Annotated in this window: 18 protein-coding genes; 13 read left to right on the top strand and 5 right to left on the bottom strand. The window is 72.5% G+C overall.

The features are described from left to right. Window positions 1-2: 2 nt before the first annotated feature. Both FOF48_RS17195 and FOF48_RS17190 read right to left on the bottom strand, forming a co-directional pair. Window positions 3-2,543 (bottom strand): FtsX-like permease family protein, encoded by a 2,541-nt coding sequence (locus FOF48_RS17195; RefSeq protein ID WP_143903006.1) that lies wholly within the window; start codon window positions 2,541-2,543, stop codon window positions 3-5. Then, window positions 2,540-3,268 (bottom strand): ABC transporter ATP-binding protein, encoded by a 729-nt coding sequence (locus FOF48_RS17190; RefSeq protein ID WP_143903004.1) that lies wholly within the window; start codon window positions 3,266-3,268, stop codon window positions 2,540-2,542. Before FOF48_RS17190 ends, FOF48_RS17195 begins: the two co-directional genes overlap by 4 nt. Before the next feature lie 222 nt (window positions 3,269-3,490). Here FOF48_RS17190 and FOF48_RS17185 point away from each other — a divergent pair, with 222 nt between their 5' ends. Beyond that, entirely contained in the window at window positions 3,491-5,608 is a 2,118-nt protein-coding gene (locus FOF48_RS17185) for an ATP-binding protein (RefSeq protein WP_161664989.1), read from the top strand. Here the strand turns inward: FOF48_RS17185 and FOF48_RS17180 are convergent. After that, window positions 5,562-6,404 carry a carboxylesterase gene (locus FOF48_RS17180; RefSeq protein ID WP_255442300.1) on the bottom strand — a complete coding sequence of 281 codons (843 nt, stop codon included), beginning with the start codon at window positions 6,402-6,404 and terminating at the stop codon, window positions 5,562-5,564. The genes FOF48_RS17185 and FOF48_RS17180 overlap by 47 nt on opposite strands. Window positions 6,405-6,453: 49 nt before the next feature. Between FOF48_RS17180 and FOF48_RS17175 the strand changes: the two genes are divergently transcribed. The 10 genes from FOF48_RS17175 to FOF48_RS17130 all read left to right on the top strand — a co-directional run bounded on the left by FOF48_RS17175 (window position 6,454) and on the right by FOF48_RS17130 (window position 14,712). Then, window positions 6,454-6,747: a DUF3467 domain-containing protein gene (locus FOF48_RS17175; protein ID WP_143903000.1), complete on the top strand. Its 294-nt coding sequence runs from the start codon at window positions 6,454-6,456 to the stop codon at window positions 6,745-6,747. 100 nt (window positions 6,748-6,847) lie between these two features. Continuing rightward, window positions 6,848-7,582 (top strand): hypothetical protein, encoded by a 735-nt coding sequence (locus FOF48_RS17170; protein WP_143902998.1) that lies wholly within the window; start codon window positions 6,848-6,850, stop codon window positions 7,580-7,582. Between the two features lie 43 nt (window positions 7,583-7,625). Further along, entirely contained in the window at window positions 7,626-8,525 is a 900-nt protein-coding gene (gene hemF, locus FOF48_RS17165) for an oxygen-dependent coproporphyrinogen oxidase (protein ID WP_143902996.1), read from the top strand. Then, complete coding sequence (locus FOF48_RS17160; protein ID WP_143902995.1) at window positions 8,525-9,049, top strand: hypothetical protein; 525 nt, start codon at window positions 8,525-8,527, stop codon at window positions 9,047-9,049. Before hemF ends, FOF48_RS17160 begins: the two co-directional genes overlap by 1 nt. A 173-nt stretch (window positions 9,050-9,222) precedes the next feature. Continuing rightward, the gene (locus FOF48_RS17155; protein WP_143902992.1) at window positions 9,223-10,314 is read left to right on the top strand and encodes an Immediate early protein ICP0; all 1,092 of its coding nucleotides are present in this window, start codon (window positions 9,223-9,225) and stop codon (window positions 10,312-10,314) included. A gap of 63 nt (window positions 10,315-10,377) precedes the next feature. Further along, on the top strand, window positions 10,378-10,992 hold the full coding sequence (locus FOF48_RS17150; protein ID WP_186001949.1) for a sigma-70 family RNA polymerase sigma factor: 615 nt from the start codon (window positions 10,378-10,380) through the stop codon (window positions 10,990-10,992). An 84-nt stretch (window positions 10,993-11,076) separates the two neighbouring features. Continuing rightward, window positions 11,077-11,733, top strand: coding sequence for an anti-sigma factor (locus FOF48_RS17145; RefSeq protein ID WP_143902990.1), 657 nt, complete (start codon window positions 11,077-11,079; stop codon window positions 11,731-11,733). After that, window positions 11,730-12,182 carry a hypothetical protein gene (locus FOF48_RS17140; RefSeq protein WP_143902988.1) on the top strand — a complete coding sequence of 151 codons (453 nt, stop codon included), beginning with the start codon at window positions 11,730-11,732 and terminating at the stop codon, window positions 12,180-12,182. The genes FOF48_RS17145 and FOF48_RS17140 overlap by 4 nt, the downstream gene beginning before the upstream one ends. Before the next feature lie 626 nt (window positions 12,183-12,808). Then, window positions 12,809-13,045, top strand: coding sequence for a chaperonin (locus FOF48_RS17135; RefSeq protein ID WP_143902986.1), 237 nt, complete (start codon window positions 12,809-12,811; stop codon window positions 13,043-13,045). Further along, window positions 13,045-14,712 carry a phospholipase D-like domain-containing protein gene (locus tag FOF48_RS17130; protein WP_235685585.1) on the top strand — a complete coding sequence of 556 codons (1,668 nt, stop codon included), beginning with the start codon at window positions 13,045-13,047 and terminating at the stop codon, window positions 14,710-14,712. Before FOF48_RS17135 ends, FOF48_RS17130 begins: the two co-directional genes overlap by 1 nt. 12 nt (window positions 14,713-14,724) lie before the next feature. On the opposite strand, the gene FOF48_RS17125 is transcribed toward FOF48_RS17130, so the two are convergent. Both FOF48_RS17125 and FOF48_RS17120 read right to left on the bottom strand, forming a co-directional pair. Next, window positions 14,725-16,080 carry a hypothetical protein gene (locus FOF48_RS17125; RefSeq protein ID WP_143902984.1) on the bottom strand — a complete coding sequence of 452 codons (1,356 nt, stop codon included), beginning with the start codon at window positions 16,078-16,080 and terminating at the stop codon, window positions 14,725-14,727. A gap of 98 nt (window positions 16,081-16,178) precedes the next feature. Then, on the bottom strand, window positions 16,179-16,631 hold the full coding sequence (locus FOF48_RS17120; protein WP_143902982.1) for a hypothetical protein: 453 nt from the start codon (window positions 16,629-16,631) through the stop codon (window positions 16,179-16,181). A gap of 253 nt (window positions 16,632-16,884) precedes the next feature. On the opposite strand from FOF48_RS17120, the gene FOF48_RS17115 reads away from it, so the two are divergent. Together FOF48_RS17115 and FOF48_RS17110 are read left to right on the top strand one after the other, a co-directional pair. Continuing rightward, entirely contained in the window at window positions 16,885-17,265 is a 381-nt protein-coding gene (locus FOF48_RS17115; RefSeq protein ID WP_143903246.1) for a BlaI/MecI/CopY family transcriptional regulator, read from the top strand. A gap of 5 nt (window positions 17,266-17,270) precedes the next feature. After that, on the top strand, window positions 17,271-19,577 hold the full coding sequence (locus FOF48_RS17110; RefSeq protein ID WP_255442294.1) for a M56 family metallopeptidase: 2,307 nt from the start codon (window positions 17,271-17,273) through the stop codon (window positions 19,575-19,577). Window positions 19,578-19,634 lie beyond the last annotated feature (57 nt).

The raw sequence follows: 19,634 nt of genomic DNA, 5'->3' as shown, positions 1-19,634 counted from the left end.
TCTCACTCCTCCCGCAGCGCCATGGCCGGGTTCGCGCGCGCCATCCGCCACGCCGGGTACAGCCCCGCGAGCGCCGCCGCCACCAGGGCCAGCACCAACGCCTGACCCACCACGCCGGGCGACACCACCAGCTGCAACGTCCACCCGAACGAGCGCTGGTTGATGACGTGCACCAGCACGTAGGCCAACGCCAGACCCAGCGGGATGGAGAACAACCCCGCGAGCAATCCCAACAACCCCGTCTGCAACGACACCATGCCCCAGAGCTGCCCAGGCGTGAGCCCCGTCGCGCGCAGGACCGCGAACTCGCGGGCCCGCTCCAGTTGCAGCGACATCAACGCGCTGAGCACGCCCACGAACGCGACGCCAATGGCCAGCAGGCGCAGCACCTGCGTGATGGTGAAGGTGCGGTCGAACACCTCCATCGACGCCTGCCGCAGGGCCCGGTTCGCGCGCACGTTCAATGCCTGCTCACCGCCCGCGCGGTCGCGCACCCGGGACACCAGCTCATCCACGTCCTGTCCCGGCGCGGCGTACAGGGACAGGCCCGTCACGCTCCGGTCGTCGTACCAGCGCTCATACGTGGGCCGGGGCATCAGCACCGTCCCCACGTCCGACCCGTAGTCGAAGTACACGCCCGCCACGCGGAAGTCGTGAGGCCCCTTGTCGGTGGCCACGCGCAGCGTGTCGCCCACGTGCACGCCCCGGTGGAACGCGAAGGGCTCCGACACGATGAGCGCGTCAGGGGACGCCTCCAGCTGCCGCCACACGTCGTCCGCGCGCCCCTCCTTGAAGCGATACGTCCGCTCGTGGCCCCTGGCGAACTCCACCGCCAGCAGGTCCGTGTCCAGGTCGTTGATGCGCACGTGCACCACGCGGATGGAGCCGCTCGTCTCGACGCCAGGGGTCGAGCGCAGCTTCTCCGCCAGCCCCGGCACCAGCGCGGAGTCCCCACGCCGCGCCACCAGCGATGGCGGTGACACGAACACGTCCGCCTGCAACGCGGACTCCAGCCACGACGCCACGGTGCCCCGGAAGCTGGACACCATCAGGCCCACGCCCACCGTCGTCGCCACCGCGACCATCAGCGCCGCCAGCGCCACCGCCGTGCGCGACAGGCTCGCCGTCACGCCGCGCGCCGCCATGCGCCCCAGCGGGCCGAACAGCGCGCCCAGGGGCCGGGCCGCCGCCACCGTCAGCCGCTCCGTCACCCAGGGCACCAGCAGCGCGCTGCCCAGCAGGACGGCGAAGAGCCCCGCGTACGCTGGCAGCAGCGCCTGCGTGGGCCACGCGAGCACCGCCGTCGCGAGCGCCAGGATGAGCAGCCCCAGCACCGCCAGCCGGGGCGCCCGGTCGCGCGACACGTCCTCCTCCGTGGAGCGCCGCAGCGCCGTCACCGGTGTCGCCCGCGCCGCCTCCCACGCGGGCACCAGCGCCGCCAGCACCGTGGCCCCCAGGCCCAGACCCAGGCCCTTGATGAGCGTGAAGGGCTCCAAGGACAGCCGGCGCACGTTCACCACGAAGTACAAGTCATTGATGGTGCGGGTGATGAGCCCCACCAGGCCGCTGGCCATCAGGATGCCCAGCAGCAGGCCCGCCGCCGTGCCCACGATGCCCAGCAGCAGGGCCTCGCCCAGCACCAGCGCGAACAGCTCCCCGCGCGTCACGCCCACCGCGCGCAGCCGCCCCAGCATCCCGCGCCGCTGCACCACGGAGAACGTCATCGTGTTGTAGATGAGGAACATCCCCACCACGAGCGCCAGCAGCGACAGCGCGGTGAGGTTGGTGCGGAACGCCCGCGTCATCTGCTCCACCGTGCCCGCGCGCCCGGAGGTCGTCACCAGCTCCACGCCCGTGGGCAGCGTCGCCCGCAGCCGCGCGGCCTGGGCCTCTCCGCCCGTCAGCCGTAGGTCCACGCGCGTCAGCCGTCCCTCCTGGCCCAGCACCTCCTGCGCGGTGGAGATGTCCGAGATGAGCAGCGACTCCAGCGCGCGCTCCGTCGTCTCCTGCCCCGGCGACAGCAGGGCCGACACGCGCAGCTCCCGGCGCAGCCCCATCACCGTCACCGGCAGCGTGTCACCCTCCTTCACGCCCAGCGCCCGCGCCGTCTTCGCGCCCATCACCACCGTGCCCGGCCGCGTGAGCAGCGCGCCCAGGTCCCCCACCGCGCCGCTGGCGGAGAAGTCGCGGAAGGGGGCCTCCGCGAAGGGGTCCAACCCCAGGAGCGTGAGCGTGCGGTGGTTGCCGCCCTCCACCTGCACGAAGCCCTGCACCACGGGGGCCGCGTCCGGTGCGTCCGGCCGCAGCTTCAGCGCGGTGTAGACGGCCTCCGGCAGGCCCGACGCGCCGCCCGTGAGCTGATGCGTGGCCCGGCCCGCGACGACGTCCGTGGACTGCTCGAAGGCGCGCAGCGCGCTGCCGCTCGCCAGGTCGATGGACACCACCACCGCCACGCCCATCGCGATGCCCAGCAGCGACAGCGCCGTGAGCCACGGGTGCCCGCCCAGGTGCCGCAGGCTGGAGCGCGCGAGCAGCGTCCTCATGGCGTCCCCTGGCCGCGCGCGCCGCCGGGCCGCTCCACCAACCGGCCCCCCTCCATCGTCAGCACGCGGTCCGCGCGGGCCGCCATCGCGGGCTCGTGCGTGACGATGAGCGCGCACGCGTTGCCCTGCCGCGTCAGTCCCTCCAGCAGGTCCAGCACCTGGCCCCCCGTCTCTTCATCCAGGTTGCCCGTGGGTTCGTCCGCCAGCAGCAGCGGCGGTGCGTGGGCCAGCGCTCGCGCCACCGCCACGCGCTGCTGCTCGCCCCCGGAGAGCCGGTCCGGGAAGCTGCCCGCGCGGGTGGCCAGCCCCACGCGCGTCAGCAGCTCCCGCGCCCGGGCGCCGGCCTCCGCGCCCGTCTTGCCCAGCAGCTCCAGCGGCAGCCGCACGTTCTCCTCCACCGTCAACGTGGGCAGCAGGTTGAACGCCTGGAAGATGAAGCCCACGCGTTCGCGGCGCAGCAGCGTGCGCTCGCGCTCCGAGAGGCGCCCCAGGTCGCGGCCCTCCACCCGGATTTCGCCGTGCGTCGCCTGGTCGATGCCGCTGATGAGGTTGAGCAGGGTGGACTTGCCGGAGCCGCTGCGGCCCAGCAGCACCACGAACTCGCCCCGGCGCAGGGTCAGCGACGTGCCGGAGAGCACCTCGCGCACGGAGTCGCCTTCCGCGTAGGACTTGGTGACGGCGCGCAGTTCGACGAGAGGCTGCGATTCAGGAGGAGAGGGAGGCATGCCGGACCCCCGACATAGCCGATGCCCGGCGCCGGGGAGCGGTCCCCCGCCCCGGAGAAGGGATGCCCTCTACTGGACGCCAACAGCGCCAGGGACCGCTCAGCCCTGGACACCTGCCTTCACGGCCCGGTTGCTTTTCGTGCCAGGACGCACGTCCCGGCGTTTAATGGCCGCCTCTTCCCGGAAGCCCTCGTCTTCGCCTGGGAAGGGAGGGGGCACCCCATGAACGAAGCCCAGGCCGGGTGGGTGGCCGCGCCCGGCGGCGACCCCCCGCGACTCCACGAGCTGCTTCAGCAGCTCCCTGCCTTCTTCGGCCTCTACCGTGGACCGGGCCACCACATCGAGTTCAGCACCGCCACGCAGCTGACGCTGCTCGACACGCGCGGTCAGGTGGGCATCCCCCTGCGGGAGGCCTGCCCCCAATTGAACGCCTCTGGCTGGCATGACGCCTGGGACCGCGTCTTCACCACCGGGGACGCCCTGCACCTGCGGGAGACGTCCGACCGCGCGAGCCCCGCCGAGGACGAACGCTTCTTCAACCTCTCCCTGCTGCCCCGCCGTGACGCGCGGGGTCAGGTGGAGGGGGTGCTCGCCTTCGCGGTGGACGTGACGGAGCTGGTGCGCACCCGCCGCGCCGCGTGGACCACCGCCTCCTGGCGCACCGAGCGCCTGCAGGCGATGACCGCCGCGCTCTCCGAGGCGCTGACCCCCGCCCAGGTGGTGGAGGTGGCCGCCCGCGAGGGGGCCATCGCCCTGGGCGCCGTCACCAGCCTGGTGGTGGTGCCCGTGCCGGAGTCCCCGGAGGTCTTCGAGCGCGCCGCCGCGCATGGCTTCTCCCCGGGGGAGCTGGAGGACTGGCGGCGCTTCGAGGTCTCCGCCACGTGCCCCCTGACGGACGTGACGCGCACCGGGGAGCCGTGCGCCCTGGGCTCCTGGACGGAGTGCATGGCGCGCTACCCGCGCCTCGCGCTGCTGCCCCGGGAGCGGGGGCTGGTGGCGTGGGCCGCGGTGCCGCTGGTGAGCGGCGGACGCGTGTTCGGCGCGCTGGGCCTGGGCTTCGGCGACGCGCGCGACTTCGACGCGGCGGAGCAGGCCTTCCTGCTGACGGTGGGGCGCCAGTGCGCGCAGGCCCTGGACCGCGCGCGGCTGTTCGACGAGGAGCGCGAGGCCCGGAGCGCCGCGGAGGCCGCCAACCGCGCCAAGGACGCGTTCCTCGCCACCGTGTCCCACGAGCTGCGCACGCCGCTCACGTCCATCCTCGGCTGGTCGCAGATGCTCCGGCAGGGCCTGCTGGGGGAGGACAAGCGCCAGCGCGCGGTGGAGGCCATCGAGCGCAACGCCCGCGCCCAGCGCCAGCTCATCGAGGACCTGCTGGACATCGGCCGCATCGCCAGCGGCCGGCTGCGGCTGGAGCCGGTGCCGCTGGAGCTGGGCAGCGTGGTGGAGGCGGCGCTGGACGCGGTGCGGCCCACGGCGCTCGCGCGGGAGCTGACGCTGGAGGTCTCCGTGGGCGAGGACGGCGTGCCGCTCTTCGGCGACCCGGACCGCTTGCAGCAGGTGGTGTGGAACCTGCTCTCCAACGCCATCAAGTTCACGCCGCCCGGAGGCCGCGTGACGGTGTCCGCGCGCACGCGCGACGAGGGCGCGGAGTTGGTGGTGCGCGACGACGGCGAGGGCATCCCGCCGGAGTTCCAACCCTTCCTCTTCCAGCGCTTCCAGCAGGCGGACACCGGCGTGAGCCGCCAGCACGGCGGGCTGGGCCTGGGCCTGTCCATCGTCCGTCACCTGGTGGAGCTGCACGGGGGCACCGTGTCCGCGACCAGCGACGGCCCGGGGCGCGGCTCCGCCTTCACCGTCTTCCTGCCCCGCTCGCGCGTGGGCTCCACGCCGGGGTCGGTGCGGGAGCCGCGTCCGGTGGAGGGCCTGTCGCTGCCGCGCTTCCCGGAGCTGGAGGGCCAGCGCGTGCTCGTGGTGGACGGACAGCCGGACGCGCGCGAGTGGATGTCCGTGCTGCTCAGCCGCGTGGGCGCCCACGTGCTCACCGCCACCAACGTCACCGACGCCATGGACGAGATGCGCCGCTCCCCGCCCACCGTGGTGGTGACGGACGTGTCGCTGTCCGGTGAGGACGGCTATTCGCTCCTGTATCGGATCCGCGCGCTGCCGTGGGAGGCCGGGGGCGGGGTGCCCGCGCTCGCCGTCACCGCCGCCGCGCGCCGCGAGGACCGCGACCGGGCCCTGCGCGCGGGGTTCAGCGCCTTCGTCACCAAGCCGCTCGACGCGGTGGAGCTGCTCACGGCGGTGGCGCGTCTGGCGCCGCCTCTTCCTGCCCGCACCTGACGCGGCCCTCGTCGCGCCAGCGCTCCAGGAAGTCCCCCACCTCCGCCGCGAGCCTGGGCCCGGACACGTCGCGCGGGATGATGTGGAAGCCCTCCGGATAGGTCACCAGCCGCACCGCCGGGGCCGCCGTCAGCCGCCGCACCAGCCAGCGCCCCCCTTGGGGATCCACCACGTGGTCCTGCGCCGCGGTGGCCACCAGCACCGGGCAGCGCACCCGGGGCGCGTCCACCGCCACCTGGTCCTGGAGCGTGCACAGGTCCCTCAGCCGGGCCACCGGGAACGCGGGCAGCACCGGCGCCTGGGCCAGCGCCGAAGGGTCGGAGATGTCCACGCCGTCCTTGTCCACCCACGGCGTGGTCCACTCGAGCAGGGGCGTGCGGCACAGCTGCCGGACCAGGGCCATGCGCGGCCCCCGGAAGCGCACCGCGGGCGCCACCAGCGCGAGCGCGTGCACCGCCTCCGGGTGGTGCGCGGCCAGCCGCAGCGCCAGCAGCGCGCCCATGGACAGCCCCGCCACGAAGACGCGGCGGTGACCGGACAGCGCCGCCAGCGCCTCGTCCGCGCAGGCCCGCCAGTCGTGGAGGTCCACGTCCAGCATCGCCTCCGGGGTGGTGCCGTGGCCTGGGAGCCGGGGCGCCACCACGCGCAGGCCCCGCGCCGCCAGGGCCTCGCCCAGGGGCCGGACCTCCCACGGGCTGCCGGTGAAGCCGTGCAGGAGCAGGCAGGCGTCCGGCCCCCGCCCCAGCGCGAAGGCCGCGGTGGACTCCCCGCCGATGTCCCTCCAGCGCGTGCTCACAGGGGAGACACTGGTCACGGAGGGCCCCAGGCGCTATGCCGCCTGACTCATGGCGGACACTCCGACGAAGCCCCCCGAGATGCAGCTCCAGGTGCAGATGACCGAAGAGGTCGCCAATGGCCAGTACTGCAACCTGGCCCTGGTGAACCACACGGACGCGGAGTTCGTGCTCGACTTCCTCTACGTCCAGCCGCAGCAGCCCCTGGCCCGCGTCCGCTCGCGCATCATCACCACCCCGCGCCACCTGAAGCGGCTGGTGCAGGCCCTCCAGGAGAACGTGCAGCGCTACGAGGCGCGCTTCGGCCCCATCGTGCTGAACGACGACGAAGGCCCCAGGCACTGAGGGCCCCCCCACCGCGGCGGGAAAGGGCCCCCGGGTCTTCGGGGACTTTCCCTGCGGCCATTCCCGGCGCACACTGCGCGGCATCGTGTTCCGAGCCTGCGTGTTCGTCGCTGCCCTGCTGTCCGCCGCCACCGCCTCCGCCCAGTGCACCGGGGACGGCGTGCAGCTGTATCCATCCCCCGGGGGCATCGTCCCCACCAACATGCGCCTGCTGCTGGAGGGCGTGGGCACCGCGCGCTCGCCGGTGCTGGCGCTCGTCGGCAAGCCGCTGAAGCTGGTGGCGTCCGACCACGAGGTGACGCTCAAGGTGACCAAGGGCTGGGAGAGCACCCTGGGCCGCGCCGTCATCATCCTCAAGCCGTCGGAGCCGATGCAGCCCGACAAGCGCTACACGCTGCGCCTGGGCGAGGTGCTCCCCAACGTCCCCATCCTCAACGGGCAGCCCGGCGCGCAGCCCTCGTGGCTCAGCGGCAAGGGCCCGGACACCAAGGCGCCCAAGTGGGTGAAGCGCCCCGCCGTGTCGGAGGGCTTCGTGCGCCGCTCGCCCCAGGGCATCGCGCGCTTCGTGAAGCTCAACCTCGCCCTGCGCGAGGAGAGCCCCGCCTTCCTCGTGGTGAAGCTGTCCCCGCGCCGGCTGGGCATCAGCCCCCAGCAGTACCTGCTGCCGGTGCAGTCCAACACCGCTTATCTGGGCCATGAGGCCTGCGGGGGGGCCTTCGCGCTGGAGGACGGGCGCAGCTACCGCGCGCGCATCGAGGCCTTCGACGCGGCGGGCAACCTGGCGCCCTCCACGCCGCCGGTGGACTTCGAGGCCCCGTCCGCGAAGGGCCCCTAGTAGCATGCCGGCCCGGTCAACCCACGACAGGGAGACAACGGGCATGACGGCGACGGCGGACGTGGAAGGCATGAAGGGGCGCATGGCCGCCTTCATCCACAAGCTCCAGGACGACATCTGTGGCGCGCTGGAGGCGCTGGATGGGCAGGGGCGCTTCCGCGAGGACGCGTGGACCCGTCCGGGCGGCGGCGGCGGCCGCAGCCGCGTGCTGGAGGAGGGCGCCGTCCTGGAGAAGGCGGGCGTCAACACCTCCATCGTGCACGGCGAGCTGGAGGAGGCCTTCGCGAAGAAGCTCCAGGGCGAGGGGCGCACCTTCTGGGCCGGCGGCCTGTCGCTGGTGCTGCACCCGCGAAGCCCGCACGTGCCCACCGTGCACGCCAACTACCGCTTCATCCAGCAGGGCGGGCGTGCGTGGTTCGGCGGCGGCGCGGACCTGACGCCGTACTACCTGCACGACGAGGACGCGGCGCACTTCCACCGCGTGCACAAGGCGGCCTGCGACGCGCACGACCCCACGTACTACCCGCGCTTCAAGGCCGCGTGCGACACGTACTTCCACGTGCGCCACCGCGGCGAGGCGCGCGGCGTGGGCGGGCTCTTCTTCGAGAACATGGGCGGCGACCTGGAGCGCGAGTTCGCCTTCGTGCAGGCGTGCGGCAACAGCTTCCTCCCCGCGTACCTGCCCATCGCCGAGCGGCGCAAGGATACGCCGGTGACCGAAGCGCAGCGCTTCTGGCAGGAGGTGCGCCGGGGCCGCTACGTGGAGTTCAACCTGGTCTACGACCGGGGCACCATCTTCGGCCTGGAGACGCAGGGGCGCACGGAGTCCATCCTCATGTCCCTGCCGCCGCGCGTGCGCTGGCGCTACGACTACCACCCGGAGCCCGGCACCCCGGAGGCCCGCCTGGAAGAGGTGCTCCGCGCCCCCCGGGAGTGGGCCTGATGGCCTCTGCGCCACCGGAGTCCCCGACTGGCCCCGCGCGCCCCCGCAACCTCGCGGTGCGCGTGGGCGTCGCGGTCACGGTGTTCGTGGCCCTGGCCTTGAGCGGCCTGTACGTCGCGTACCTGCCCATGATGGCGCCGGCCCGCACCCACGCGTCGCCGGAGCGGGTGGCCAACGAGGCCCGCGTCCAGGTGCTGGCGCTGTGCGACGCGGTGCAGGCGTTCCGGGATGAGCACGGCGACTACGTGCCCATCGCGCCCTATCCCGTGCCCGTGCCGCGCCATGGCGAGGGCGTGCCCTTCGCGCAGGACCACGAGGACTTCCACCGCATCGGCTTCGACCCGGGCCCCATCGTGCACCTCCAGTACGAGGTGCGCGTGGAGGAGAGCCCCGTGGGAGAGCCGGAGGTGTCCTGCCTCGCCCGCGTGGACGAGAACGGCGACGGCCTCAACGCCGTGTACCGGATCCGTCTGGATGCCAACGGGATGACCAGCCCCGTGGAGGTGGAGCGCGAGGGCGAGTAGCCCCCCATGCAACTCCGGGTTCTCGTTGTGAGAGAATCCCGGCGATGGGAAACGTCGGCGACATCCGCGGCCCCCGCGTGGGTGGAAGTTCCGGCCCGGGAGGCCCCCGCTCCGGCGGTGGAGCCTCGGCGCCCGCCCCGTCGTCGCCGGCCTCCCCCTTCCGCGATGATGGGATGGAGACCTCCACCCCCACCACCACTCCGGGGGAGCGCACCCGCATCGGCGCGCCGCCCGTGGGCCTGCCGCCGGAGGCCGACGGCTCCTCGCAGGAGTCCGCTGAAGGAGGCGACCCGGGAGGGGAGGGGCTGGAGCCGGGCACGTCCCCGGAGGGCGCCAGCGCCGACGGCGCGGCCCAGGACGTGGGCACGCGCTCGACCCGCGTCGGCGTCCCCAAGCCCGGGCTCCCCACGTCCCCCCGCTCCGACAGGGGCGGCGCGGCGACGCGGGCCCCCCGCGCGGACGCCGGCACGGGCTTCGAGTCCCCCGGCTCCCAGGCCCCGCGCCGCAAGGCGGGCGACGGCTTCCGGACGCCCGGTTCGGCGCCCTCCGCAGCCAGCCCCTACCTGGGCGCGGGCGAGGCGCGCGGCCCGGTGCTGGACGTGGAGTCGCTGGTGCCCGGCGACCTGAAGGACCTGGAGAGCCAGCTCGCGGTGGGCAAGCGCTTCGCGTCGGACGGCGCGCTGCTGGCCGCGCAGGTGCGGCCCTCGTCGCTGCCGTCCTCCGACCGGGTGGCCCGCCTGTGGGCCTTCTTCGCCGCCTACGCGGAGGCCGCCGCCCAGCACCCGCCCGGGCCGGAGGGCAGGGCCGCCTTCGAGCAGGCCCTCAAGGACCAGGGCTTCGCCGGCCTCCAGGACGCCCACACCGGCCAGACGGGGGTGGAGGCGGGGCTCTGGGTGATGGACGCGCCCACGCCCGAGGAGGCCCGCGAGCGCGCGGACGCCGTCCGGCTGGAGCCCCCTCCGGACGTGCGCCACTCGGAGCAGGCCGCCCCACTGACCCCGGGCCTCTACCAGCCCCTGCCCGGCCCCTTCGTGCGCCGCGACGAGCACGGCCGCCCCCTCCCGCATGACCCCCTGGAGCGCCACGGCACCGACCGCAGGCTGGGCAGCCGGATGTTCTGGAACGTGCTCCACACCTTCCGCTCCGGCCGGGAGGACGAGGACTCCGCCCTCAATCAGGCCCAGTGGGACCGGATGATCTTCGGCGCGGTGCTGGCCATGGTGGGCCTGGCGCTGGCGGCCATCGCGCTCGTCAGCTCGCTCTAGGAGCAGCGGGGTGTGTCGAAAGCCTTGGGGTTCGCGCGGCCTGTGCTACGGTGCCGCACTCTCTTGGCCACCGACGACCTTACACTCGTCAAGCGCGTCCGCAGCGGGGACCAGCGCGCCTTCAAGCTCCTCGTCGAGCGTTACCAGCGCAAGGTGTACGCCGTCGCGCTCGGAATGCTGAAGGACAAGGAGGAAGCGATGGACGTCTCCCAGGAGGCGTTCGTCAAGGTCTACAAGTACCTGGACCACTTCAAGGGCGACGCGTCCTTCTACACGTGGCTCTATCGCATCACGTCGAACATCTGCATCGACGTGCTGCGCAAGCGCCGTGGCGGCGGGGAGGCGGTCGAGTTCGACGAGAACCAGGACGTGGACCTGTCCGAGGCCCGCATCGGCGCCCTCGGCAGCCGCCTGGGGACCAATCCCCAGAAGAGCGCGCTGCGCAAGGAGCTGGCGGAGAAGATTCAAGAGGCCCTGGCCACGGTGCCGGAGAAGCACCGGGCCATCCTCCTGCTGCGCGAAATCGAGGGAATGTCCTACGAGGACCTGTCCCGCACGCTGGACATCCCCAAGGGCACGGTGATGAGCCGCCTGTTCCACGCGCGCGCCAAGGTGCAGAAAATCCTGGGGGATTATCTGGAGCTGGACGAAGCCAAGAGCGGAGTGGGCAATGAGTGAGGGTGCTTTGAAGACCCCCTCGAATATCCGTGGGGGGCAGCGCGTCCCACCGACGAATTCCCACCAGCCCGCAGGGTGAAGAGTATGGCCGGAAATCCCGCGTGTGAGCGTTTCGTTCCGCTCCTGTCTCCCTACATTGATGGCGAGCTCGCTCCTGGGGAGCGCGTGAACGTCGAGCGGCACCTGGCCGCCTGCCGGGACTGCACGGGTCGCGCGGCGGACCTGCGCGCCGAGTCCGGGCTGCTCCGGGTGGGCCTGGACATGGCGGTGGACGACGTCGACTTCAAGGACTTCGCCCAGAAGGTGATGGCCCGGGTGACGCCGGAGAAGCCGCCGCTCATCGAGCGGATGCGGCTGGCCCTGTCGGAGATGTTCCTCTACCAGCGCACCGCGATGATCTCCTCGCTGGCCACGGCCGCCGTGGTGGTGCTGGTGGCCCTGCCGCTGGTGCTGCGCGACAGCGCCCCGGAGGGCTACGCCGCCGAGCGCATGACGGTGAAGTCCATCCAGTCCTACCAGGGCGCCCGCGTGGCCCCGGTGGTGATGGAGACCGAAGGTGGCGGCTCCATCATCTGGATGGTGGATGAGCAGGAGCAGGCCCCGGAGGCCGTGAAGGGCGCCGCCACCGGGCAGCAGAAGAAGCCGGACGAGGCGGAATCCGAGGAACTGGGCGGGACGCCGGACAGCCAGGGTGGACAGCAGCCGGCGGCCCCGCCGCGGCCCACGGGAGGAGCGTTATGACGAAGCCGAAGTGGGCGGTGCTGGCACTGCTGTTCGCCGTGGGCCTGACGCTGGCGCCGACGGCGGTCTTCGCGCAGGACCAGAAGGTGAGGGTCCAGGTGGAGGTGGTGCTGGCCTCCAACAAGGGCACCGCGGTGGATCCCCCGGAGCTCAACAAGATGAAGGAGGCGTTCCAGAAGCAGAACTTCAGCTTCACCTCCTTCAAGCGCATGTCGCTGGACACGGTGGAGGTGGGCGCCCAGAAGCCCACGGAAGTGAAGCTCCCCAACGGGACGAACGCGTCCCTGCAGCTGCTGGGCATGAAGGACGGCAGCGCCACGTTGCGCGTCATCATCCCGAACCAGTCGTCCGTGGAGGTGGAGCTGGGCCGCCAGGGCGCCGTGTACCAGAAGGCCGGCAAGCACGTGGGCGGGGAGCTCATCCTCGTCCTGGGCCCGCCTTCCAAGTAGCGCCGGTGTGACGGATGCGCGCCGCCTTCAGGGCAGGCGCCGTCCGCGAGCTTCCTCCCTGACGCCGGGTGGGCCCCCTCCTCTCCAGGCGGCCCCGCGTCAGGGCTTCGCGTCCTCCTGAATCCTCGCCGTTCCTCGCACATCCACACATGTGTGGACCTGACCAGCGCGCTGTCCTGGCGTTGGAGGGTCGCGTCCCGCGCCTGACGTGCGCGCGGGTAGGTCTACGACCGGAGGGCAGGAAAGAGGGCGGAACTCCCTGCAAGCAGGCTGAAAGAAAGTCAGTCCTGCCCTGGGTGCTTGGGGGGCTCCGGGGTTTCTTCCCTCGGAAGACGCGGAGTTGGGTGACGGCACGGCAGTTGCTCTTGGGTCTGAGGGCAGGACGGGCGGGACGGTGGGCGGGCAGGGCGGCGGGGCGGGGCGGGCGGTACGGGCGGGATGGGGTTGGGGCAGCAAGGGTTGGACGGGGCAGGGCGGGTCGGGGCAGCAGGCAGGACGGGGCAGGGCGGGTCGGGGCAGCACGGCAGGACGGGGCAGGGCGGGTCGGGGCAGCACGGCAGGACGGGGCAGCACGGCGCATCACGCAGACGGGCACACACCTTCATCCACCACGGAGCACGAAGACCATGGCGACCAAGACCCAGAAGCAGACCATTCAGCGCAAGGCCCGTCAGATGAAGGCGAAGACCGTCAAGGTGGTGTCCAACGCGGGGAAGCAGGCGAAGCGCGTGCAGGTGACGCTCGGTGACTTGATCGCCGCGGCCTTCGACACCGTGGGAGGGGAGGCTCGCAAGGTGGCTCGGGTCGTCTCCTCGACCGACATGACGCTCGCGACCGGAAAGCACATTGTCTTCGTGGGGTGATGTTCCGTCGGCCGGGCGCGGACACGCTGTTTCCACTCCAGGGCCAGGTGATCAGCGTGACACGCATCCTCATCCCCGGACGCAACTGCTGGACGCGGACGGAAACACATGACGCGGGCGTTCTGGTGGACGCCCGGGACTATTACCGAGAGCTGTATCGAGCCATCCGGAAGGCTCGCCGCTCCATCGTCATCACCGGCTGGCAGTTCGACAGCGATGTGACGTTGCTGCGCGGTGAGGACCTGGAGGAGGCGAAGGGCGGCGAGGTGCGGTTGCTGCCGCTGTTGGATCAGATGTGCCGGGAGAACCCGGAGCTGCACGTCTACATCCTCGCCTGGGACTTCAGCATGCTGCTCGCGATGGAGCGCGAGTGGATGCAGCACCTGTTGTTCAACTGGACCACGAACGAGCGCCTGAAGTTCCGCTTCGACTCGTCCAGTCCGCTCTATGGCGCCCACCACCAGAAGCTCGTCGTCGTGGACGGCGTGCTGGCGTTCACCGGGGGCATGGACGTCTGTGATTGTCGCTGGGACGACCGGGACCATCCCGCGAGCTCGACGCTGCGCTGCGACTCCGGCCGCGACCCGCACGGGCCCTACCATGACGTGCAGACGGTGTTGATGGGCCCCGCGGTGAAGCCGCTCGCGGAGCTGTTCGAGGCGCGCTGGGCGCACTCGGGCGGCGGCGAGCTCCACCTGGAGCCGGTGGCCCGCGACGACCTCTCCTTCGAAGCGACGATGCCCGCGCCTCCGGGCCCGGTGGCCATCAGCCGCACCTTCGGCAAGACGATCCTCCCTCCGCAGGAGGAGGTGCAGGAGATCCGCGCGCTGTACGTGGACGCCATCCACGCGGCCGACCGCTTCATCTACATCGAGAACCAGTACTTCTCCTCGCGCGCCATCCACGACGCGCTCGTCATGCGCATGCGCGCGGCGGGGCGGCCCCGGCTCCAGGTGATGCTGGTGCTGCCCCGTCAGCCGGAGGCCCTGCGCGAGCAGCTCGCCATGGGCGTGGCCCAGGTGCGACTCCTGCGCGCGCTGCGCGACGTGGCGGCGGAGACGGGCCACGGCTTCGCGGTGTATGGCTCCGCGGCGAAGGGCGAGGACGGGGAGGATGTCTTCACGTACATCCACTCGAAGGTCCTCATCGTGGACGACACCTTCCTCACGGTGGGCTCCGCGAACACGACCAACCGCAGCCTGGGACTGGATTCGGAGCTGAACCTGAGCTGGGAGGCGGAAGCGCCGGGCGACGCCGCGTCGCGCGCCATCCGCCGGGTGCGCGTGTCGCTGATGGCCGAGCACGCGGGCCTCGCCGGCGTGACCGCGCTGCGCCCGCTGGTGGAGACCGGGGCCCTGGTGGAGACGCTGGACCGGCTGGCCCACGACGGGCAGCACCGGCTGCGCCAACACCCGCTGGAGACGGTGTTCGACCAGAACCCGCTCTTCAAGCCGCTGGAGCCGGAGGACCTCCTCATCGACCCGGAGGAGTCGGTGCTGGACGAGTCCCTCTTCGAGGCCCTCCACAAGGGCGACGACGGCCTCTTCGCCTCCGGAGTCCGCCTGCTGTCGCGCTGGCTCGTCGGCAAGTCCTGCGACGCGCCCCCGCACCGCGCCATCCAGCCCTGCGCTCCGGACCCGGACGAGGGCGGGACGCTGGGGCCCTGACGCGCGGCTCGGTCAGCGCCGGGCGAAGTCCACGCCCACGCCCGCGCCCGCGCTCACCCCGCGCACCAGCGAGCCGTCCGGCTGAGGGAAGTGCAGGGTCGCGCCGGAAGCCCAGACGTACATCGCGGGCAGCACGCGCTGCCGGAACTCCGCCGCCACCGAGTAGCGGGGCCGGTCGCCCAGCCCCATCACCACCACGCGCGCGATGCCGCGAGTCTCGCCGCCCGGGCTGCTGACGCTCAGGGACACGTCGCCGTCCGCGCGGCCGAAGGCGGAGTACTCCACGGCGCCGCTGGCCACGACCTCCGACGAGTCCGGACCGTCGCCCTGCGCCACCGACACCTCCATGTAGCCGGAGAAGTCCTTGGGCACGCGCTGGTCGGCCTGGGGCTCCTCGGAGAGGCCCACGGCGGAGAAGCGCGCCAGCTCGTAGCCCGCGCCGAAGAAGCCGAAGCGGAAGCCGCCCCCCTGACGGCGCCCCTGCAAGGTGACGCTGAGCTGCGTGCCCTTGAAGGTGCCCTCGAACGCGACGCCCAGCAGGCCGCCCAGGTCCTGCGCGCCGGCGTTGAGCCGCGCGCCGCCCGCGGCCATGGCCCACGAGCGCAGCCGCTCGCCCTTGTACATGGCGACCTCGCCGCCCACGGAGGCGACCGTGGCCTCCGGCGTCACCCCGCCGGCCTCGCCGAAGTCGTGCGCCGCGGAGGCGCGCACCAGGTAGCGGTCGAAGTTTCCCTCGCTGCCGCTGGCGATGCGGCCCAGGTCGAGCAACAGCTCCCCGGAGAAGATGCGCGCGGCGAGCACGTCGCTGGCCACCAGCTGCACGCGCGCGGGCCCCGCCGTGAAGGACAGCGTGCCGCCCGCCGGGTGGTAGTTCGGGTTGAGCTGGTTGTCGTAGCGGTTCACCAGGTAGCCGCGCCCCAGGGACTCCTCCAGGAACGGCTGGACGCGCAGGCCGAAGCGGCCCGACTCGTCGCCAATGCGCAGCAGGCGCACCACCTGTCCGTAGTCGCTGCGCTCATCCCAGTCCTCGCGCCGGAGCCACGCGCCGTAGTCCTCGTCCTTCTGCTCGGGCGGGTTGTCCAGCAGCCGGAAGCGCAGCGGCGCGCCCAGCATGAACGCGAAGTCCTCGCCGCCATCCACGCCCAGCGACGGGTACGCGTACGCGAACAGGTCCTGCTCTCCGCCCCGCGTCCCCGACGGGAAGCTCAGCGGCCCCACCTCCAGCAGCGCCCGGAAGCCGATGCCCCCCGAGCTCGTTGACGACGGGGATCCGGAGGACTCCTCCTGCGGATCATTCGGCACCTCCTCGAGGGTCGAGGACTGGGTGTGAAGCAGGGCGAGGAGGGCCACGAAGGGAGCACCAGTCATTGGTGCTCACTCTAGTTGGCGCGACGAAGGCTGGACAGACGAATACCCGGTGAAGCCCACGCGCGGGGCTTACCGGGTATCCGCCTTCGCGCGGGCTGCTAGTTCGCGGGAGTCGGTGTGGCGTCCGTGTCCACCCGCGAGTCCGAGCGGGAATCGTCCACGCCGTTGTCGAGCGCGCCGGGCTCGTCGGCCACGTCGCGCTTGCCGTCGATGCTCACGTCGCCCGAGCCGCCGGTGCCGTCCTCTTCACGGACGTTGCGGTCTGGGTTCACCGCGCCCGCGGGGCCCTGGGGGGCGTCCAGGTCGGTGGGCGTGTTCTGCTGCACGTCCCACTTCTGTCCGTCCTGGACCTTCACGGCCTCGTTGGCGGAGCCAGAGCCGCCGGTGGCCTCGCTGTCCTGGGCGTCCGGGCTCGCGGAGGGGGTGCCCGCCGTGCCCGAGCCGCCCACGGCACCGGCCTCCGGTGACGAGGCCTCGCGCGTGTTCGCGGAGTGGCTGGCGCAGCCGTACAGCGACAGGGCGGCGATCGCCGCCATCAGTGAAAGCTTCATGGGGACTCTCCAATGCATGTCGGGTTTCGTCTTCCGGAAATCTGGTTGCCCCGCCGACAGGGACAAGGACGCACACGAGGCGTCGCTACCTGGCCCGCTCCTGGGCAAGCAGGGAGGCAGGCACAGCGGGCCTTCCCACCCGCGGCCCCTTGTCGCTCCCACCCAACCGGACGCGACACCCGCTTGACTACGCCTGTAGTCAGTCGTACCTTGCTGCCTGACTACAGGTGTCGTCATGAAGAAGGCGGGTGGCATGAAGAAGCCGGTGGGAGAGCAGGAGCTGGCGGTGCTGCGGTACGTGGCCGAGCACGGACCCGTAACGGTGGGAGAGGTGGCGGAGCGCTTCGGTGAGGCGCAAGGGCTGGCGCGGTCCACCATCCTGACGGTGATGGAGCGGCTGCGGCTCAAGGGGCACCTGACCCGGAGCAAGGTGGACGGGGTGTTCCAGTACGCCTCGCCGGTGGCGACGCAGGAGCTGCTGCGCGACGTGGTGGGGACCTTCGTGCAGCGCACGCTCTCGGGGTCGCTGTCGCCGTTCGTGACGTACCTGTCCGAGACCGAGGACGTGTCCGACGAGGAGCTGAAGCAGCTCCAGGACGTCGTGGCCCGCCTGCGCCAGAAGCGGAAGGAGTGAGCGCCATGACCTCCCCCATGACCTTTGGAGACTGGCTTCAGCCGTGGTGGTCGTCCTGGTCGGAGTCGCTGTGGCGCGCCTCGTGGCAGGGGGCGCTCTGCGCGCTGCTGGTGTGGGGCGTGGCCCGGGCGCTGCCGCGCCTGCCCGCGTCCCTGCGCGCGGGCCTGTGGTGGTTGGTGGCGCTCAAGTTCGTGCTCACGCTGGGGTGGCCCCGGCCGATGCCGATCGCGCTGCTGCCCGCGGAGGGTGGGGCGACCCTGGAGCGCACCGGGACGCCGGGCCCCGTGTCCCTGGACGGGCGGACGTCCGGATCCGCGGCCCACACCGTGTCGCCAGCGGCGGTGACACCGGCCGTGACCGTGTCAGGCACCGGGAGCGGCGCGGCTGCATTGGAGGATGCGCGCCCGTCGCGGGCGGCGGGCGCCGGGGTCTTGATGGCGGGGACGGCGGATGCGGAAGCGCGCGGCCCGCGTGCGTCCTTCATGGCCGGAGTGGCGAACGCGCTCCACGCGGTCGCGTCCTTGATGGCGGGAGCATGGGCGTCGCTCCGAGCGCACCCGTGGGTGGTGGGCGGACTGTGGACGCTGCTGTTCGCCTGGGGCGCCGGCGTGGTCTGGCAGGTGCGGGGCCACGTGCGTGCATGGCGGCAGGTGCAGGGCATGCGTGAGCGTGCGCGGCCCTTCCGTCACCCGGTGCTGGAGGAGGAGGCGGAGTTCCTCGCGATGGAAGCGGGCCTGCGCCGTCCGCCCACGCTGCTCGTCTCGGATGAGGTGGTGAGCCCGCTGGCCGCGGGGCTCATGTCGCCGGTCATCGTGCTCCCCGCGAAGGCGCTGCGCGACCTGCCCGAAGCCGCGCTGCGCATGGCGCTCGCGCATGAAGTGGCGCACCTGCGGCGGGGGGACCTGTGGCTGGGCTGGGTGCCGGCGCTGGCGGAGACGGTCCTCTTCTTCCACCCGCTCGCGCGTCAGGCGGCCCGGGAGTACGCGCTCGCACGAGAAGAGGCATGCGACGCGGAGGCCCTGCGCCTCACCGGCGCGGAGCCCGCGGACTACGGCGAGCTGCTCATCGCCTTTGGCATCACCCGGCCTCCGGGCAGCGCAGCGGCGCTCGGGGCGTCGGCCCACCTTCACGCGCTGCACAGGAGGCTCCGCATGCTGGAACATGTCGATGTCGTCCCCACCCGTCCCCGCTGGTGGTTGAAGGGAGCGGTGTTCGTCCTCGGCGCCGTGGCCCTGCTGCCCTTCCAGGTCGTCGCCAAGGCGCCCGCGGACACCACCCAACCCGCGAAGGACGCGGGGACAGGCTCGAACTCCGCCAACGTCAATGCACCGACCGTCCCCCGTGCCCCGGCTCCGATCACGGCGGGCTCCAGGACCGCGCCTCCGGCGCCTCCTGCTCCTGTCGTGCCTCCCGCGCCGCCCACTCCCGTCGTGGCCCGGGTTCCGCCCACTCCCGCCGTGGCCCCGGTCCCTCCCGCGCCGCCTGCTCCCGTCGTGGCCCGGGTTCCGCCCGCTCCCGTGGCCCCGGTCCCTCCCGCGCCGCCCATGAGCCCGCGCATCGCCAGCGCGCCGCCTCCGATGCCCGCGACGCCCAGTCTCGCGGCCGCGCCTCGGCCCCCGAGTCCTCCGCCCGAGCCGCCGGACCTGGAGGACGGCGAGACCTTCGCGTACCTCTCGGATGGCCGGACGATGATGTCCGGCTCCACGGAGGACCTGTACCTGGCGCGCACCTTCAAGCAGCCGGGCAAGGACCTCCTCTTCGTGCGCCGCGACAACAAGCCCCTGGTGATCCGCGACGCGAAGACGCTCGAGCAGGTGCGCGACCTGATGAACGACGAGCGCAAGATCGGCGACTCACAGGGCGCGCTGGGCAAGCAGCAGGCCGCGCTGGGCAAGCAGCAGGCCGCGCTGGGGCAGAAGCAGGCGGAGCTCGCCTATCCCCAGGCGCAGCTCGTGTCGAAGCACATGGCCATCGCGTCCCGCCGCGCCGACATCGCCATGGAGCGCACCCGCATCGCCATGCTCGAGGACGGGCCGGAGAAGGACCGCCAGGAGGCCGAACTCGACAAGCGCGACGAGGCGCTCGACAAGGAGGGCGCGGGGCTCGACCAGCAGCAGGAGGAGATCGGCCGGAAGATGGAGGCCCTGGGCGACCAGCAGGCGAAGCTGGGCGAGGAGCAGGCGAAGCTGGGCGAGCAGCAGGCGAAGCTGGGCGAGGAGCAGGCTGCCCGGAGCCGCGTGCAGCTGAAGAAGATCCGGGACCTCATCGACGAGGCCATCCGCAAGGGCCTGGCCGAGCCTCTGCCCACCTGAGGACGGAGGGCGCGGCCCCTCGGTGACGGCGCACGCGGGGTTCCCTATACCGGGACC

It is taken from the genome of Corallococcus sp. Z5C101001 (assembly GCF_007352635.1).
Lineage (GTDB): Bacteria > Myxococcota > Myxococcia > Myxococcales > Myxococcaceae > Corallococcus > Corallococcus silvisoli.
This window is presented reverse-complemented; position numbering and strand designations above follow the sequence as displayed.

What these genes read in the sequence shown, in the direction of transcription:
- FOF48_RS17195 (WP_143903006.1), bottom strand. Translation starts at nt 2,543, where the DNA reads ATGAGGACGCTGCTCGCGCGCTCCAGCCTGCGGCACCTGGGCGGGCAC.
- FOF48_RS17190 (WP_143903004.1), bottom strand. Translation starts at nt 3,268, where the DNA reads ATGCCTCCCTCTCCTCCTGAATCGCAGCCTCTCGTCGAACTGCGCGCC.
- FOF48_RS17185 (WP_161664989.1), top strand. Translation starts at nt 3,491, where the DNA reads ATGAACGAAGCCCAGGCCGGGTGGGTGGCCGCGCCCGGCGGCGACCCC.
- FOF48_RS17175 (WP_143903000.1), top strand. Translation starts at nt 6,454, where the DNA reads ATGGCGGACACTCCGACGAAGCCCCCCGAGATGCAGCTCCAGGTGCAG.
- hemF (WP_143902996.1), top strand. Translation starts at nt 7,626, where the DNA reads ATGACGGCGACGGCGGACGTGGAAGGCATGAAGGGGCGCATGGCCGCC.
- FOF48_RS17160 (WP_143902995.1), top strand. Translation starts at nt 8,525, where the DNA reads ATGGCCTCTGCGCCACCGGAGTCCCCGACTGGCCCCGCGCGCCCCCGC.
- FOF48_RS17155 (WP_143902992.1), top strand. Translation starts at nt 9,223, where the DNA reads ATGGAGACCTCCACCCCCACCACCACTCCGGGGGAGCGCACCCGCATC.
- FOF48_RS17145 (WP_143902990.1), top strand. Translation starts at nt 11,077, where the DNA reads ATGGCCGGAAATCCCGCGTGTGAGCGTTTCGTTCCGCTCCTGTCTCCC.
- FOF48_RS17140 (WP_143902988.1), top strand. Translation starts at nt 11,730, where the DNA reads ATGACGAAGCCGAAGTGGGCGGTGCTGGCACTGCTGTTCGCCGTGGGC.
- FOF48_RS17135 (WP_143902986.1), top strand. Translation starts at nt 12,809, where the DNA reads ATGGCGACCAAGACCCAGAAGCAGACCATTCAGCGCAAGGCCCGTCAG.
- FOF48_RS17130 (WP_235685585.1), top strand. Translation starts at nt 13,045, where the DNA reads ATGTTCCGTCGGCCGGGCGCGGACACGCTGTTTCCACTCCAGGGCCAG.
- FOF48_RS17125 (WP_143902984.1), bottom strand. Translation starts at nt 16,080, where the DNA reads ATGACTGGTGCTCCCTTCGTGGCCCTCCTCGCCCTGCTTCACACCCAG.
- FOF48_RS17120 (WP_143902982.1), bottom strand. Translation starts at nt 16,631, where the DNA reads ATGAAGCTTTCACTGATGGCGGCGATCGCCGCCCTGTCGCTGTACGGC.
- FOF48_RS17115 (WP_143903246.1), top strand. Translation starts at nt 16,885, where the DNA reads ATGAAGAAGCCGGTGGGAGAGCAGGAGCTGGCGGTGCTGCGGTACGTG.
- FOF48_RS17110 (WP_255442294.1), top strand. Translation starts at nt 17,271, where the DNA reads ATGACCTCCCCCATGACCTTTGGAGACTGGCTTCAGCCGTGGTGGTCG.